Below are 16,122 nucleotides of genomic sequence, written 5' to 3'. Positions count from 1 at the left end.
TTAGCAAATCATCCAACTTGGTCAATTTCATACCTGGACAGATCAGCCTTCCCATGGCTACTCTTAACCCCTTCGGTGCTACTTTTGGTTACTAGGACTCTTATTGTCTGTAGCATTATAACCAAATCCGTTAGCACATTGCATTTTTGTATATAAATCAAATCATAAATCAGCTTATTATACGGCGTAGTATTATACTTTCCATACACCTGAGCCAAACCTGTAATCCCTGGTTTGACATTGTGCCGGTATATATATTCAGGTATTTCTGCCTTGAATTGTTTAACAAAAAATGGACGCTCCGGGCGAGGTCCCACAATGCTCATATCACCTAACAGCACATTAAAAAGCTGAGGCAATTCATCAAGACGGGTAGCACGCAAGAATTTTCCCGATCTTGTAATTCTTGGATCGTTTTCCCCAGCTAATACGGGGCCAGTAGCATTCTCCGCATCTGCACGCATGCTACGAAACTTATAAACTTTAAATTCTTGCTCATCACGTCCTGTCCGGATCTGGCTGTATAATATGGGACCTGGACTATCGAATTTTATGACTATTGCCACAAGAATGAGTAAGGGCCATATAAATAATAGGGTTGTGCCTGAAACGGCTATATCAAGCATGCGTTTTAAAGTACGCTGCTCTAATGCCGGTTTTAGATAACAAGGATAAAAGACTGGGATGTCATCAATCTTATCCAGTTCTACTCCACTGCAGAATATCTCGTACATGTTGGGAATCAGAAATACTTGTTTATTATTGGCGTGGCAATAGTGAACGATTTCAGCCTTATCTTTCAAACTCAATTCGGCACAGACAATAATTAAATCAATGTCTTGATTGACATTTTTCCAGGCCTCACTCTCACAATCCGTACAAACATATCGTACATTATAGTTTAACTGTGGCTGCGCTTGTAAACGAGCAATAAGCCTTGCACACTCGATTGGATTACCAATCAGCAGTGTATTTTTACGTTTACCTAAAGCCTTTTCCGCCTGCCAAAAAATATATTTCCAAACTGCCAGCATTGTGAATTGCAGCATCATTGTAATGAACAACACACTACGCGAATAACCGAACTCTCTTAAGAAAAAACTGATAGCCATCATCACAACCAATAAATTAAACAGTGCTACCCCCAAACTTAGTAATAGTTCACTGAATTTTTTGCGGGACAGTGAAAAGAGTCCGTTTATATTGAATAAAATACCTGCAGTTACAATCATAATTGGAGTCATATTGTAATACGTAGGCAAGTTCATTTGAGAGGTACGATCATAAAAGACCATAACGACTGCTAAATATGTCGCCAGTACCAATAGCCCCATGTCACCAATTAATAATATTAACTTTCTCAGCATGGGAAATCGCCTTTGCACAAAATCACCTCAAATTAAATTATTTATACGCTTAAGATATCTACTTCGCTATCTTAGTCGTATCACTTCCATAGTAATAATAGTAATAAGCATACTCTTCCTCTATCTCCACACGATTCAAAATGACTCCTAACAAATGCCCATTGGCTTTTATCAACAAATCTTTCGCTTTTTGGGCCATTTCAGGGCGAACCATACCAGAATTGACAACTAAAACAATGCCATCAACTCTAGAAGCCATTACACAAGCATCTGTAACAGCAATTACTGGCGGTGCATCAATAATTAAATAATCAGCCTGTTCTTTCAGATAGTTTAATAAACCCTGCATTTTTGTAGACCCCAGTAATTCTGAGGGATTAGGGGGGATCGGCCCACTGGTCAATATCCTGAGATTTTCCACCAGTGTTTCTTGGATCAAATCTTCAGCATAAAATTCCTCAACCAAAATATTCGTAATGCCCTGATTTTTCTTACTAAATATTTTATGCAAGGTCGGTTTCCGAAAATCACAGTCCATCATAATAACTTTCTTGCCGGACTGAGCCAATGCAACTGCAGTATTTGCTAGCGTCGTTGATTTGCCCTCACCTGGTCCAGAGCTAGTGAACAGGATCGTTTGTAATTGACCATCTGTTTTTGAAAATTGAATATTCGTTCTTAGTGTACGGTACGCTTCAGCAATTGGGGATTTAGCTTCTTCATGTACAATAAGCTTGTATTTATCAGTACTCATTATTATTCTCCCTTGTTGGTTTTAGCCATTACTAACTTTTTGATATTCGCCCACATGCCAGGGTTTGCTACCAATTTCATTTCACTTTCAAAATGCGGAATACTTCCTAACACAGGAAGATCAAGATAATCTCTAACATCCTCTACACTTTTCACCGTTCTATTCATATATTCTGTCATGAAGGCTATTCCTAGGCCGGTAAATAAGCCCAGTGCCGCAGCAATGATCACATTGAGTGTCTTTTTGGGACTGATCGGTTTAACTGGCATGGCAGCTACGTCAATGATCTGCACATCGGTAGGTTGCATGACCTCGCTGATCCGTGCTTCTTCATGGCGTTTTGCCAACATGACATATATTTCTTGCGCAACTGTAGCATCACGCATTACACGTATTAGCCCCTGTTCCTTCGCAGGTAATTTGTTTAGTATTTTCTCGCCATCTGCTACTATTTTGCTAATCGCTTCCTTCTGTGCACTGCCAGCAGCAATCTCAGCTTCTGCTTCTATCTTCCCTTGTAATAGCCCTAAGTGTATTGGATTCATTGAGGGAGCTTCTGCATTCAGTACACGGGCTGATTCGGTATTTAATTTGGCTTTTGTCTCTATAATAGCAGCTCGTGTAGACATTACCTGAGGATGCTTATCCGTAAAATTCTGAGATAATGTCGCTAATTGGACTTCTAAATCAGCTAACTTACCTTTGTATTGTTGAATAAGGGGACTGTCAGCTACAAACCCTGGTTTTTCCTCCGCCAATTCTCTATTCACACTACTAACTTTGGCCTGTGCAGCGGCAAGGGCTACCGTGTTTTCTGCTGATAGTTTGTTAATAGCAGAAAGCCTCTCTACTATAGCTTTTGTTTCTTCAGTAGGGGCTGCAATATTTTCATCCGTTTTATATTTTTGTAATAGATTTTCCGCTTTTTCTAGCTCCTTTTTTGATTCTACCATCCGCTCGCCAATAAACTTGCGCACTTCTGACTGTTCAGACCGTACCAGCAGAGTCATTCTTTCTGTAAATGTATCAACCAATGTATTGGCAACAACCTGTGCTTCTTCCGCTGATTTTGCCGTTACTTTTATCTTTAATAATTCACTATCCTTTACGGGTAGTGTCGAAATACGTTTTAACATTTCATCATAATCCGGTATATCTTGTTTGTCAGCCTGCGTTTTATTAATGACTGATTCTACTACCGATCTGCTTTTCAAAATTTCAGCATATGTGTTCATTAACAGTTTCGTGTCATTACTACTCCCTATTGGTAGATCAGCCAACAGTGAATCAGCAAGTCCTTTAGGCTGCTTCACACGCAAAGTCGTTTCCGCTTCATAGGTAGGGGGAATGAGAAAGCTCACTACCACTGTAGTTATAACCATCACTGCAAATACATTTCTAATCAAATTGCGGCGTTTTTTAATGGTTTTTATAATTTCTTTTAAATCGATTGTTGTTTCTTCCATTCTTTTTCCCTCCAAGAAGATTATTAGCACAGTAATAGTTACATATGTGTCATATAATAGCCGCCTGTAATGATAGGAAGAATATCAGTGGCAAAATTAATCCTACCATTATCAGAAAGGTATACTACATCTCCATCACAAAGTGCATAATTTTGTGTCATATCACCTTTTTCCCATATGTTCATCAAATTCACCTTTACCGGAGTATTCGTTTGATTTTGATGAATAATATAGACTTTTTTCTTAGCTGCATTTCGAGTATAGCTTCCAGCCACACCAAGAGCATCAAGCAGATTATGCTGTTTTTCCAATTCATACATCCCTGGTTTCACTACCTCACCCAATACGTAAACCCGAGTTGTGTGATATTTAATAATATTGACGGTTACTTTAGGATCATTAACATAATGACTGAGACCTTCAGTAAGTAGTTCTGTCAATTGACCTGCAGTAATTCCCTGCGCGTTAACTTCCCCAACAATAGGAAAGTTAACCTTGCCATCAGGTCTGATCATAAGTTCTTTGGTTTGTAAGTCATCATAGCCCCACACTCCAAAACTTAGAATGTCACCGGCGCTAAGGCGATATTCTTCTGCCCAAACAACATGCATAGCCATACTTACTACAAATACAGTTATGATAACGATATGAACAACATACTTCACTAAAATACCTCCCACGTACTAATCGTTCTTAAAGTTCATATTATTTCGTTCCCAAAAAGCTAAAAAGACCTCTTTAGAGGTCTCAATTCACCTTCTACAATTTGCTTTTTTGGCACCTCTTAGCAAACTCGCAATAGTATTCTAATGTTTCGATTAATCTACAACTCTGTTCATGGGTAATCATACCTAAACTAGTGTCACCAATCGATTCTCTGACAATATCGTTAATTTGAGCAGGATGATACCCCGCAGCTACTATTAACTGCTTTAGTTCCACTATTCGTTCTAGCTGATTCTTCACAATATCATCCCCTTAACAATTTATGGCATGCATATATTGTATGCCCAGTATAATATTGATTATATACCCAGTAAAGTAAAAAAATACCATTTTTATTGACATCTTCCCCCAAGATATATATATATAATTATCGTTTCATCAATTTAAGGTAATATATTATTAGGGGATGCCTTGGAATTGTAATAATTTGTTTTAAATTTATTTCTATTTATGATACAAATACCTAATTTTCACTATAATTCACATACTTGATTTTTGTATTTTAATTCTACTTTATCAGTATATGCTGCATTCTAGAATTAGTACCTTTTATTTCTTACAGTTATTACATAAGAAAAGACTTGGCTTAGGCAAGTCCTCAGACGCAGGCAGAAGCCTTAGTCGCTCTTACTTGAAATCAAGGAAGTGTTATACTTTCTGATTCCGTAAAGAAAAAAGAACGGTCGGCAAGTATTTTCATCGAAAATATTTGCTGACCCTTCTTTTATAATTGAATTTATTTACTTCATCTCCATAATCCAGCTATCCACTTCATAATGCCCTTGTTTTTTACATTTATTTTTATTTCGTCAACTTCAGGTATATTTATATCTCGGCCAGAAAGGATATTCTCTGGATTTACAGCTATAATGTCCCAAGTTGCCTCTGGTCCTATCAACTGTTTCATTCTTGCCACAGCTGACTTCAAGTCGGTATTACGTTTATGCTCTGAATGGGCATCAGAACCAAGAATATGAACCATCTTATTCATAAGAAATAGTTCAGCCGTGACCATTACACGTTTCCCCATATGGCCGGTAATACTTGTCCCATTTACTTGGGTCAATACACCTCTATTGATCCATTCTACAAGGATTTCTGGATTCTTTCCTAGATCCGGATGACGTTCTGGATGTGCAATAATAGGGGTTATACCTCTAGCCTGTAGGGTGAATAAAAAATCATCAATAAAATTGGGAATGTGGGCAGCAGGCAACTCCAATAATATATATTGTCCACCATTGATACAATAGGCCCCCGGGCCTTTTAGCAAATCTAAAATGTCAAGATGTATGGCAATCTCTCCCCCGGGGAATATAGGAATTTTTATCCCCGCTGCTAGAGCCGTCTCTCGTAGCAAATTACATTCAGCGATAACTCTATCCCAAGTTGGCAGCCATTTTCCTTCTATGACATGGGGAGTCGCTACAATTCCTTTTGTACCATTATCAACTGCCATCTGCAGCATCCCTAAGGACATCCCCATATCTTTTGCACCATCATCCATGGCTGGCAGTATATGGCTATGTAAATCAAACATTGTACTGCTCCTTTTCACCTCTATGTAATCTAGCACATAGTAATGATTGTAACTATAGCACTATCGCGAAAAAGCTGATATACAACAACTCATCTCCCATATTATACCAATTTACTATAAAAGGGAATAGCAGTATGACTATAATGCTTGATCCGTTCATTTACTATAATATTTTTAGTATATTTACATAATTTCAGGTAATATTATGATCTTATGGAATATATATACATATAATGATATGTTTAAAAATATCTAAGAACAAAAGGAGATTGAAAATGAATCCATACTGGGCCAAAAGATTTCTTGTTGCTTTTACTATCGCATCCAGCACTAGTTTGCCTCTAGCGCATTGCGAATCTACCGCAGAAAATACCATTAATAAATATGTGGTATCCCCTAACGTTTCCTTAAGCAGTTATGTTTACGACTATCTAGAGAAATTGGACGGCCTAGGCTATCTTGATGCTATGCCGACAGGTTCCAAACCGTATACCAGGCTTCAAGTCGCAACATATATTCGCCAAATTTCAATGAATATGGATAAATCATCTGCACCCCAGTATGCACGTTCAATGCTTGGGGAGCTAACTAAAGATTTTAACAAAGAATTATCGAATAAACAGGTTAGTAAGCTTTATCTCAAAGAGGCTTCTTTGGGTGAGTTTTACTATAGTGGTGATGTTTTACCAAATAAACGCACTAAGTCTCATTATCAGCCTCTGCATATAAATGATAATGGGAATAAATATGCCATGCATGCAAACGAAGTAATGTCTTTGCAGTATGAGGGGAATCTTAACAATGATTTCGCACTATCCTTCACACCCCAAATTATCCATAATGATACTACCACGAATTATTCAATGCAATCAGCATACATTAAAACACATATCAATAATATGTCTGTACAAATAGGAAAAGACCCTATGTGGTGGGGACAAGGTTATAGAGGCACTCTCCTTTTAACGGATAACGCGACACCACAAACATCAATTAAACTGACGAATCTCGAACCAATGAAATTTAACGGATTACTGTCTCTTTTAGGTCAGACGAATACAACTTTTTTCTATTCCGTTTTGGAAAATAACCGTACGGATATTAAGTATCCCTCTTTTACAGGAATGAGAGCTGATTTCACCCCAAATAATAATTTTACCTTCGCAGTTGCAAGTACTTCCATAGTTGGAGGACAGGGGCATATGCTCAGCGCTCGTGACTATATAGATTTCCTAACAGGGAAAAATGCAGCTGGCTCTAAAAACGATAACTGGGATTCAATTGCTGGTGCCGATTTCCGATGGCGCCTGCCAAAACTAAATGGACTCCAAATATATGGCGAACTCTATGGTGAAGACCAATCCCATGTATTAAAAATAATTCCCGTTCCGTCCGAAAATGCAGAATTAATCGGACTTTATCTTCCACACCTGACACCAAGTGGCAACTGGGATCTGCATGTTGAATGGGCACATACCAGACCAACCTGGTATAATCATTGGGCCTATACTGATGGCTACACTTACAAAGGCAATCTCCTGGGCGATGCAATGGGCAACAATGCTTATCGCTATTATGCTAAATTCACTCACTTCGCACCGAATGGCACGCAACTCTCTTTGCACTTAGAACATTTATCACAACAATTTACTCCTAGCTCTGCTACACCACAGAATATCGATTCCATTTGGATATCAACAAGAAAAAAACTACAAAATGATCTGTTTTTGGATAGCTCTATTGGAATGTCCAATATAAAAAATAAAAATTGTAAAAGTGGAAATTCCGATAGAAATTATCTAATAAGTACGAATTTGACAAAACAATTTTAAGATTCTCAACAAAAACCTCCAAGAATGTTGCCATTTCAGCAATTCTCGGAGGTTTACTTTATCGTTTTATCGTTGAACGTTTTCGTTTAAAGATAGCCACCACCTGCTAAAATTATGATTTTCAATGTGAAAAGCAAAAACAGCTGTTACCACATGGTACAACTGTTTTCTCTGCTATTTCCAATACCTATTATGCATACTAATGCGCCGCTTGATGGAAGTAGGAATTTTCTTCTCCCATAACCCTAACTTATATCCCATATACTTCAATAATGTACGTACACCAAAAGAAGGAAAAAAAGAGATATAATTATGCCTCCATAGATATTTCAACTCAGAAACTATATACCTTAACCCTTCGCCTTCTGCTTGACCAAATTTGTCCCGAATCCAATACTCACGAGCCTGAAAAACACCAATATCAAAATAACGTTTAAACTCTTGTATAAATGAATAATTATGAGAATGATACGCCTGGGCCTCTGCACAGTAGGCAATCTTATAGCCAGCTAATAACATTTTTGCAGCTACATAGGTATCTTCACTTAAAATGGTATTTATTGGAAATCCACCTATGCCGATTAAAGCTGATCGACGATAAGCAGCAAACGAGTTAGAAATAAAAGCTGTTTTTATTCCCAACGCTGGCGAATCTTCTATTGATTTTATTCTACTCACAGCAGAGTAATTAAACAAGCGCGCATGAGCCTCTAAAGGTGTAGCGTTAGAATGGGGTAATTGCCTACCATAGGCTGCTCCAATATCCGAATTAGTAAAACAGGCAACTAATCTAGATAAGACCTCCGAATCTGCCAAGATAGCATCTTGTGTAAGAAAGATTATAATATCAGCATCCGCTACCATTTCTACCCCTTGTTGACGAGTTAATCCATGATTAAACGCATCAGGAGAAATAGAAACAACTTCAAAACCAGCCTTCCTGGCTAATACAACCGTTTGATCTTTAGACGTTGAATCAATGATAATTTTGCGGCAAGGTTGATATGACTGATTTGAAATTGAAGTTAATAATTGCTTAAATAATTCCCCGCCATTCAGGGTTGGGATGATTAAAGCTACTTTAAACAAAATCCTGACCTACCCTTTCTGCTGCATGTGTAGGTGATAATACACACCACGCTTCGCCAGCAATTCTTCATGTGCCCCCGTCTCGACCACCCGCCCTCGTTCTAACACTAGAATATTGTCACAATGACGTACAGTAGATAATCTGTGAGCAATCATAATCATAGTCCGCCCAACAGAAATACAATCCAAATTATTCATAATAATACGTTCTGATTCGTAATCCAAAGCGCTAGTAGCTTCATCAAATATTAAAATACGAGGATTAGTTAACAGTGCCCTAGCAATCGCTATACGTTGACGCTGCCCACCTGATAGAGCCGTACCTCTTTCTCCCACTATGGTATCATAGCCATCCGCAAGTTCCAAAATGAAATCATGAGCTCCGCTCATTCTAGCAACCGCCATAATTTCTTCCAATGATACGTCCGATCTTGCTGCTCCGATATTATCACGTACAGTGCCATTAAAGAGAAAATTATCCTGAAGCACTACGCCAATCTGCCGCCTCAGCCAGGCAGGTTCGACCTGTGCTAAATCCACACCATCAATCAGTATTCTTCCTGACTCTGGAACATACAATCGTTGAATCATCTTTGTCAATGTACTTTTACCAGAACCTGAACGTCCGACAATACCGATGCTTGTACCTGCTTTTATATTGATACTCAATTGATGCAAGGCTTCCGACATGTCTGGCCGATAACGAAAAGTCACTCGATCAAAGACTATATCACCTCGAACAGCTGGCAAGGTAGTACGACTTGCATTAAATGCAGGTTCCGCTGTTTCATTTAAGATATCTCCAAGCCGCGCCACGGATACCTTAGTCTGCTGAAAACTCTGCCACATATTGACTAGGCGTAGAATAGGTGCAGTAACTTGTCCTGACATCATTTGAAATGCAATTAGCTCACCTACAGATAGTTTATCCTGCATAACCTGATAAGAACCAAACCAAAGAATAGCTACCGTAAAAACCTGCTGAATAAAACTACCCACATTGCCAGCAATATTGCTTAGATTGGCAGTGGCAAAGGCTGTTTTTATATACCTTGCGAGCATTTGCTCCCATTTCTGGATGAAGTGAGATTCTACTGCCAAAGATTTTACGGTTTGGATTCCTGTAACCGTTTCAATGAGAAAGGCTTCATTCTCCGTACCAGCAGTAAATTTGTCATTGAGTCTTTTGCGATAAATAGGAGTAACGACCAAATTTAAAACGATATACAAAGGTAGCATCAATAAAGTAATCAAACTCAAATAACTACTATACATAAACATAGCAATGATATACACCACAGCAAAAATTGTATCCAATACTACAGTAAGTCCTGAACCAGTAATAAACTGGCGTACATTTTCCAGCTCCCTGACCCTCGCCACAACATCACCCACCTGCCATGTTTCAAAATATGTAACAGGCAAAGCCATAATATGGCGAAACAGTTTTGTACTAAGGGTTACATCGATTTTATTGGTAGTATGGGTAAATAAATAACTGCGCAATCCTGTAATCCATGCCTGAAATAGGGAAACAAAAGCCATGCCGATGATTAATATATCTAAGGTATTCAAACTGCGGTGTATCAAGACCTTATCCACAATTACTTGGGTAAACATTGGGGTAATTAAACCAAAGAGCTGCAAAATAAAAGAAAGTAACAGCACTTGCCCCAAGAATCCCTTATACCGCCAGATAGCTGGAATAAACCAAGATAAGTCAAAAAGCCCCTCCGTTTTTTTCTTCGGTGAAATATATCGACGAGTGAAAAGTACGAGTTCGCCATTCCATGCCTTGAAAAGATTCTCTACAGGTAACATAAACGGATGCTGCCTATAAGGATCTATAATTACTACTTTTTCATTTTCTAATCGTACTACTACGATAAAGTTTCCATTTTTTAAAGTTGCGATAGCGGGTAGTGGGGTTTTAGCAAATCGCTGCTGACTCGTTGTTATCAAGCGCGATTTTAGTCCTAGCTCACCTGCAGCTCGCAGTAAAGTCATCCTATCCATACCGCCCGCACTATTTACGACATATGCTCGACGCAGCTGGGCCTCATCTGCCGGGATACCTAATATCTTTGCGATTGTTACCAAGCAAATAATCGCTGTATCTATTTTACGCGGCTCTGTTTGAGTCGCGTACTGTTCTTGACTCATATCCTTACCTCTCCCTTAAAGCCTCACTCTGATACTGGCGGAAAGGATCGAGGAAGAATTCAATAATTCTCTTTTGCCTGATCTTGATTTCACCAGTGGCCGTCATACCTGAACTAACTGCTGCATATCGATCATTCACCAGAAAAGAATTTTTATCAAGGCTTAAAAGAACTCGGTATACCCTTCCTTTATCCTTATCCTCTACAGCATCTGGACTGATCTCCACTACAGTAGCCCCAAGAGTACCATATCTTTGGAAACTGAAGGTTTCAATTTTGACTTCAGCAGGCTGTCCCTGCTGGATAAAACCAATATCCTTGTTGGCAACCCATGCCTCCACTTGCAATTCCGCATCTTCGGGGACAATATCCATTAGTGGCTGCGCAGCTGTTACAATTCCACCAATGGTATGTACAGCGAGTTGGCTGACCTTGCCATCAATCGGCGCTACAATACGGGAAAGGCGATCTTTTTCTTCTGCCTTTTTCACTTCTTCCGCATAAGCTTGAAATTGTTTTCTATCATCCACCATCTTTGAAGTGATATCTCGATTGCGTTCCGTTTTAATGGTAGTAACTGCTTCTTGACTCTGTTGTACCGCCCATTCCAGCCTTGCTATTTCAGCGGCTTGTGACGAAATATTATGTTCTAATTCTAGACGTTTTTCCTGATGATCAAATAAAGTAAAAGTTGAAACAGCATTTTCACTCACTAATTGCTCAATTCTTTTTTCTTTTTCTCTAGCAATTTCGTAAAGGGATGCATACTTGTCATAGGTAGCTCGACTGCTACGTAAACTGGCCAGGCTCTGGCTCACATTGAATTCGGCTGTTGCCAATTTTGCCTTATATTCAGCTAATCTACTTTGATATAGACCAACTTGAAAACTTATATCCTTATCCTCAAGATCTGGATCCTTTTGAGGCGTAAAAACTCGCTCTTCCATTTCTGCCATTAACCTCTCAATTTCCAAACGATAATAGGCCATTTCTTTTTTGTTGCGCGCCATATCGGCAGCAGTAAATGTAGTATCCAATTCTAGCAGCAACTGCCCTTGTGTCACCTTCTGCCCATCTTTAACATGGATTGCCTTCACAACACCCTTGTCTTCTGCTTGGACCGTTTTTACGTACCCTATAGGTATCAGTTTCCCTGGTGCAACAGCAACTTCATCTACATGACCAATGAATGTCCATAGTATAATGCTGGTTATTACTACAAAAAATGTCCACATCATAATACGCCCAACAGGTGATGGAGGTGTCTCTAAGACTTCCAAGGCAGCAGGTAAAAATTCCGTTTCATTCTGCGGCCATTGCTCATTTAATTTTTCATTTAAGGATCGTAACAATTTTGATAACATCTTATACCTCTTGCTGCTTATATAAATTATAATAAAGCCCGTTAAGTGATACTAGTTCCTCATGTGTTCCTTGCTCTACAACTTGACCCCGTTCCATTACTATGATTTTATCACAGCGTCGAACGGTTGATAAACGGTGAGCAATCATAATCATGGTACGCCCAGATGATATGTCATCTAGATTCTTCATAATAATTCGTTCTGATTCATAATCTAAAGCACTTGTTGCTTCATCAAAAATTAAAATTGCGGGATTAGTCAATATTGCCCTAGCGATAGCGATTCGTTGTTGCTGCCCTCCTGACAAGGACATGCCCCGCTCACCAACCTTTGCATCATAGCCTTCAGGTAGCTCTAAAATGAATTCGTGGGCTCCAGCCAATTTTGCAGCTCTGATGACTTCTTCAATAGAGACTCCTGGACGAGCCATGGCAATGTTATCTCTCACACTGCCGTTAAATAAGAAGTTCTCTTGTAACACGACTCCAATTTTTTGCCTAAACAGAGTTGGTTCCACTTGCGCTAAATCCACACCTTCGATAGAAACCTGACCACTTTCAGGCAGATATAACCGCTGTATTAGCTTGGTCATAGTACTTTTCCCTGAGCCAGAACGACCCACAATCCCCACTCTCATACCAGATGATATTTGAATCGTAACCTGATTCAAAATAATCTGTCCTTCAGCACGATAACGAAAAGTAACATTGCTAAACTCAATATTTCCTCCCATTGAGGGTATTTTCTCATTATTTTTCTTACGGTAAGACTCTGGTGGATTATTCAATATATCTCCTAGGCGTTCTACTGACAATGCCGCTTGCTGACAGGACTGCCATATAGAGGTTAAGCGATATAGAGGAGCGCTAGCTTGTCCTGCAAGCATTTGAAAGGCGATTAATTGCCCTATCGTCATTTCCCCATTCATAACCTTGTGTCCACCAAAGAGCAGTATACTAAAGCCAGTCAAGCTCTGAATCAGGCTTCCAGTGCTTCCCACAACCAAACTTAATTTAGCACTATTAAAGGATGTGCGGATATATCTCTCCAAAAGAGTTTCCCATTTATGATTGAATTGGGGCTCAAGAGCTAGGGATTTCACTGTATGTACTCCCGTAATGGCTTCTACAAGAAATGCATTACTTTCTGCCCCACTTGCCCATACCGCCTGCAAACGTTCGCGATAGATGGGTGTAGCAATCATATTCTGCGCCAGATACAAAGGTAAAGAGATAAGAGCAATCAAGGTTAGCGGTACACTATAATAAAACATAACCAGGATAAATAGGATCGAAAAAAACACATCTAAAAATATGGTCATGGTTGAGCCTGTCAAAAACTCACGAACACCATTTAATGCTGCCACCCGCGCCAAGGTATCGCCTACCCTACGTAACTCAAAATAGCGAAGAGGTAGGGTAACTAAATGACGAATTAACTTCGCACCTAGAATCATATCAATTTTATTCGTGGTATGAGTTGAAAGATAGGTCCGCAATATATTCATTATCATTTGGAATAATGCAGCAAAGAGTAATGCCAAAGCCAAAACGTCCAGTGTTGCTACCCCTTTATGCAGCAATACCTTATCAATAATTACTTGCGTAAATAAGGGAGTAACCAAACCAAATAACTGCAAAAAAAAGGAAGCTATTAATACTTCATAAAAGAATCGCTTATACCTCAATATAATAGGAATAAACCATGCCAGATTAAACTGCTGTCCTGCCCCCTCTAGGCTGAAAGGTCTCTTTATGGTAATGACTTCCCCGCTCCAAATCGTCAAAAATTCCTCCAGCCCAATGGTCTCAGGTCTTCCTACTTGGGGATCAAATAAAAGTACCTGCTCTTTATTATTCTGACCTATTACCCGATAGCTTCCATCCTGCATCACCGCAATGGCTGGTATTGGCACCTTTACCAATTCGTCTTTCTTGGGCTTTACTACTTTTGCTTTTAGCTTTAAAAACTTAGCAGATTCCAAAAGAAGCCCTGTATCCATTACAACTTTCCCATAATAAATTTTGCGTATAATTTCTTCATCTACAGTAACTCTTAGAGTATTCGCTACTGCCACTAAACATTTTAAAGCTGTATCGCAAACCTCAGCTTCATAGTAGTCATTTTCTTGTTTTGATGTTTGTATCGTCATATACTACCTCGGCAATTCTTTTCATACTCATTGTATTTACCATTTTCGCTAATAATTGATAATTCCCTGCAATCTTTGAATATCATTTGAAGTCGTCATTATGCAACATCTAAATTATCTATATAAAAGATAGTCTATAGAGGCGATACTATCACCACTATAGACTATTTAAATACAGCAATTTATTAGCTTGTCCCTTAAGCTATCTTTTGACTAACCTGTGTAGCAGTTAACGTCCCATCTGCAAACTGGAACTGGTCAACTTGGTAGTTCGCACCTAAAAACCAATTAGATACGTCAATTGTTTTGCCAGTTTGGCCGATTGTACAAATCAGGTCATTGCCATTCTTGGTAAATGACATACCTGAAAGCGCTATATTTTGGAATTGAAGCGTATCGAAGCCATTGTCAATGTTGTTACCTACATAACTATTAATCGTCTCGTTACCACAACCTATATCAATAACATACGTATCATTTCCTAAACCGCCATCTAATAGGTCGTTGCCAGCACCTGCATACAAGGTGTCGTTACCAGCACCGCCGTATAGATTATCATTACCGCTATTGGCGATGATGACATTATTAAGTTCATTGCCTGTACCGCTAATATTACCAGTACCATAAAGAATTAGGTTCTCAAGATTGGATCCCAAGGTATAGCTGGCAAGATTCGAATACACCGTATCCGTTCCTTCACCTGCATTTTCTACGATCACGTCACCTATATTGTCTACCACATAGGTATCATTCCCTTGACCGCCAATCATAGTATCCGCACCCAAACCGCCGGCCAGAACATTATTGCCGCTGTTACCTGTGATGACATTATTGAAGTCATTGCCGACACCATTAATATTAGCTGTACCAGTCAATGTCAAGTTCTCCACATTGGCACCCAACGTGTAGGCAATACTTGATAATACGGTATCTATGCCTTCACCTGCATTTTCTACAACAACATCACCAATATTGTCTACTACATAGGTATCATTTCCCAGACCGCCAATCATCGTATCCGCACCTAAGCCACCGTCTAGAGTATTATTGCCACTGTTACCTGTTAGAACATTATTAACTTCATTACCAGTACCGTTAATATTACCAGTACCATAAAGAATTAGGTTCTCAAGATTGGCTCCTAAGGTATAGGTAGTAAGATTGGAATACACCGTGTCCGTTCCTTCACCTGCATTTTCTACGATCACATCGCCTACATCGTCTACCACATAGGTATCATTTCCCAGACCGCCAATCAACGTATCTGCACCCAAGCCACCACTCAGAACGTTATTTCCACTATTACCGGTGATGACGTTATTGAGGTCATTACCGACACCATTGATGTTATCTGTACCATATAGAATCATGTTCTCAAGATTGGATCCCAAGGTATAGCTGGCAAGATTCGAATACACCGTATCTGTTCCTTCACCTGCATTTTCTACGATCACGTCACCTATATTGTCTACCACATAGGTATCATTCCCTAGACCGCCAATCATAGTATCCGCACCCAAACCGCCGGCCAGAACATTATTGCCGCTGTTACCTGTGATGACATTATTCAAGTCATTGCCGACGCCATTAATGTTAGCTGTACCAGTCAATGTCAAGTTCTCCACATTGGCACCCAACGTGTAGGCAATACTTGATAATACGGTATCTAT

The 16,122-nt window shown here is 39.3% G+C and carries 12 protein-coding genes; 1 reads left to right on the top strand and 11 read right to left on the bottom strand.

Features of this window, described 5'->3' with window-relative positions:
• Window positions 1–8: 8 nt before the first annotated feature.
• The 6 genes from QSJ81_RS22280 to QSJ81_RS22255 all read right to left on the bottom strand — a co-directional run bounded on the left by QSJ81_RS22280 (window position 9) and on the right by QSJ81_RS22255 (window position 5,853).
• The gene (locus tag QSJ81_RS22280) at window positions 9–1,367 is read right to left on the bottom strand and encodes a sugar transferase (protein ID WP_285719551.1); all 1,359 of its coding nucleotides are present in this window, start codon (window positions 1,365–1,367) and stop codon (window positions 9–11) included.
• A gap of 58 nt (window positions 1,368–1,425) precedes the next feature.
• The gene (locus tag QSJ81_RS22275; protein ID WP_285719550.1) at window positions 1,426–2,121 is read right to left on the bottom strand and encodes a CpsD/CapB family tyrosine-protein kinase; all 696 of its coding nucleotides are present in this window, start codon (window positions 2,119–2,121) and stop codon (window positions 1,426–1,428) included.
• Window positions 2,122–2,123: 2 nt separating this feature from the next.
• Complete coding sequence (locus QSJ81_RS22270; RefSeq protein WP_285719549.1) at window positions 2,124–3,587, bottom strand: GumC family protein; 1,464 nt, start codon at window positions 3,585–3,587, stop codon at window positions 2,124–2,126.
• A 38-nt stretch (window positions 3,588–3,625) separates the two neighbouring features.
• A complete protein-coding gene (locus QSJ81_RS22265; protein WP_285719548.1) occupies window positions 3,626–4,252 on the bottom strand; it encodes a polysaccharide biosynthesis/export family protein in 627 nt (208 codons plus the stop codon).
• A gap of 94 nt (window positions 4,253–4,346) precedes the next feature.
• Window positions 4,347–4,553 carry a hypothetical protein gene (locus QSJ81_RS22260; protein ID WP_285719547.1) on the bottom strand — a complete coding sequence of 69 codons (207 nt, stop codon included), beginning with the start codon at window positions 4,551–4,553 and terminating at the stop codon, window positions 4,347–4,349.
• Between the two features lie 505 nt (window positions 4,554–5,058).
• Window positions 5,059–5,853, bottom strand: coding sequence for a tyrosine-protein phosphatase (locus tag QSJ81_RS22255; protein WP_285719546.1), 795 nt, complete (start codon window positions 5,851–5,853; stop codon window positions 5,059–5,061).
• A 275-nt stretch (window positions 5,854–6,128) separates the two neighbouring features.
• On the opposite strand from QSJ81_RS22255, the gene QSJ81_RS22250 reads away from it, so the two are divergent.
• Window positions 6,129–7,685 (top strand): capsule assembly Wzi family protein, encoded by a 1,557-nt coding sequence (locus tag QSJ81_RS22250; RefSeq protein ID WP_285719545.1) that lies wholly within the window; start codon window positions 6,129–6,131, stop codon window positions 7,683–7,685.
• Window positions 7,686–7,859: 174 nt separating this feature from the next.
• On the opposite strand, the gene QSJ81_RS22245 is transcribed toward QSJ81_RS22250, so the two are convergent.
• The 5 genes from QSJ81_RS22245 to QSJ81_RS22225 all read right to left on the bottom strand — a co-directional run.
• Window positions 7,860–8,774, bottom strand: a complete 915-nt coding sequence (locus tag QSJ81_RS22245) for a glycosyltransferase family 2 protein (protein WP_285719544.1) — start codon at window positions 8,772–8,774, stop codon at window positions 7,860–7,862.
• A gap of 9 nt (window positions 8,775–8,783) precedes the next feature.
• Complete coding sequence (locus tag QSJ81_RS22240) at window positions 8,784–10,937, bottom strand: peptidase domain-containing ABC transporter (protein WP_285719543.1); 2,154 nt, start codon at window positions 10,935–10,937, stop codon at window positions 8,784–8,786.
• Between the two features lie 4 nt (window positions 10,938–10,941).
• Window positions 10,942–12,300, bottom strand: coding sequence for an HlyD family type I secretion periplasmic adaptor subunit (locus tag QSJ81_RS22235; RefSeq protein WP_285719542.1), 1,359 nt, complete (start codon window positions 12,298–12,300; stop codon window positions 10,942–10,944).
• 1 nt (window position 12,301) lies between these two features.
• Window positions 12,302–14,452, bottom strand: a complete 2,151-nt coding sequence (locus QSJ81_RS22230; RefSeq protein ID WP_285719541.1) for a peptidase domain-containing ABC transporter — start codon at window positions 14,450–14,452, stop codon at window positions 12,302–12,304.
• 197 nt (window positions 14,453–14,649) lie between these two features.
• Window positions 14,650–16,122 (bottom strand): calcium-binding protein (locus tag QSJ81_RS22225; RefSeq protein WP_285719540.1); only part of this gene is annotated, 1,473 nt, incomplete at its 5' end.

It is taken from the genome of Pelosinus sp. IPA-1, assembly GCF_030269905.1.
GTDB lineage: Bacteria > Bacillota > Negativicutes > DSM-13327 > DSM-13327 > Pelosinus.
Note: the sequence above shows the minus strand (reverse complement) of the source record. Positions and strands in the feature narration are given on the sequence as shown.

What these genes read in the sequence shown, in the direction of transcription:
- QSJ81_RS22280 (WP_285719551.1), bottom strand. Translation starts at nt 1,367, where the DNA reads ATGCTGAGAAAGTTAATATTATTAATTGGTGACATGGGGCTATTGGTA.
- QSJ81_RS22275 (WP_285719550.1), bottom strand. Translation starts at nt 2,121, where the DNA reads ATGAGTACTGATAAATACAAGCTTATTGTACATGAAGAAGCTAAATCC.
- QSJ81_RS22270 (WP_285719549.1), bottom strand. Translation starts at nt 3,587, where the DNA reads ATGGAAGAAACAACAATCGATTTAAAAGAAATTATAAAAACCATTAAA.
- QSJ81_RS22255 (WP_285719546.1), bottom strand. Translation starts at nt 5,853, where the DNA reads ATGTTTGATTTACATAGCCATATACTGCCAGCCATGGATGATGGTGCA.
- QSJ81_RS22250 (WP_285719545.1), top strand. Translation starts at nt 6,129, where the DNA reads ATGAATCCATACTGGGCCAAAAGATTTCTTGTTGCTTTTACTATCGCA.
- QSJ81_RS22240 (WP_285719543.1), bottom strand. Translation starts at nt 10,937, where the DNA reads ATGAGTCAAGAACAGTACGCGACTCAAACAGAGCCGCGTAAAATAGAT.
- QSJ81_RS22235 (WP_285719542.1), bottom strand. Translation starts at nt 12,300, where the DNA reads ATGTTATCAAAATTGTTACGATCCTTAAATGAAAAATTAAATGAGCAA.
- QSJ81_RS22230 (WP_285719541.1), bottom strand. Translation starts at nt 14,452, where the DNA reads ATGACGATACAAACATCAAAACAAGAAAATGACTACTATGAAGCTGAG.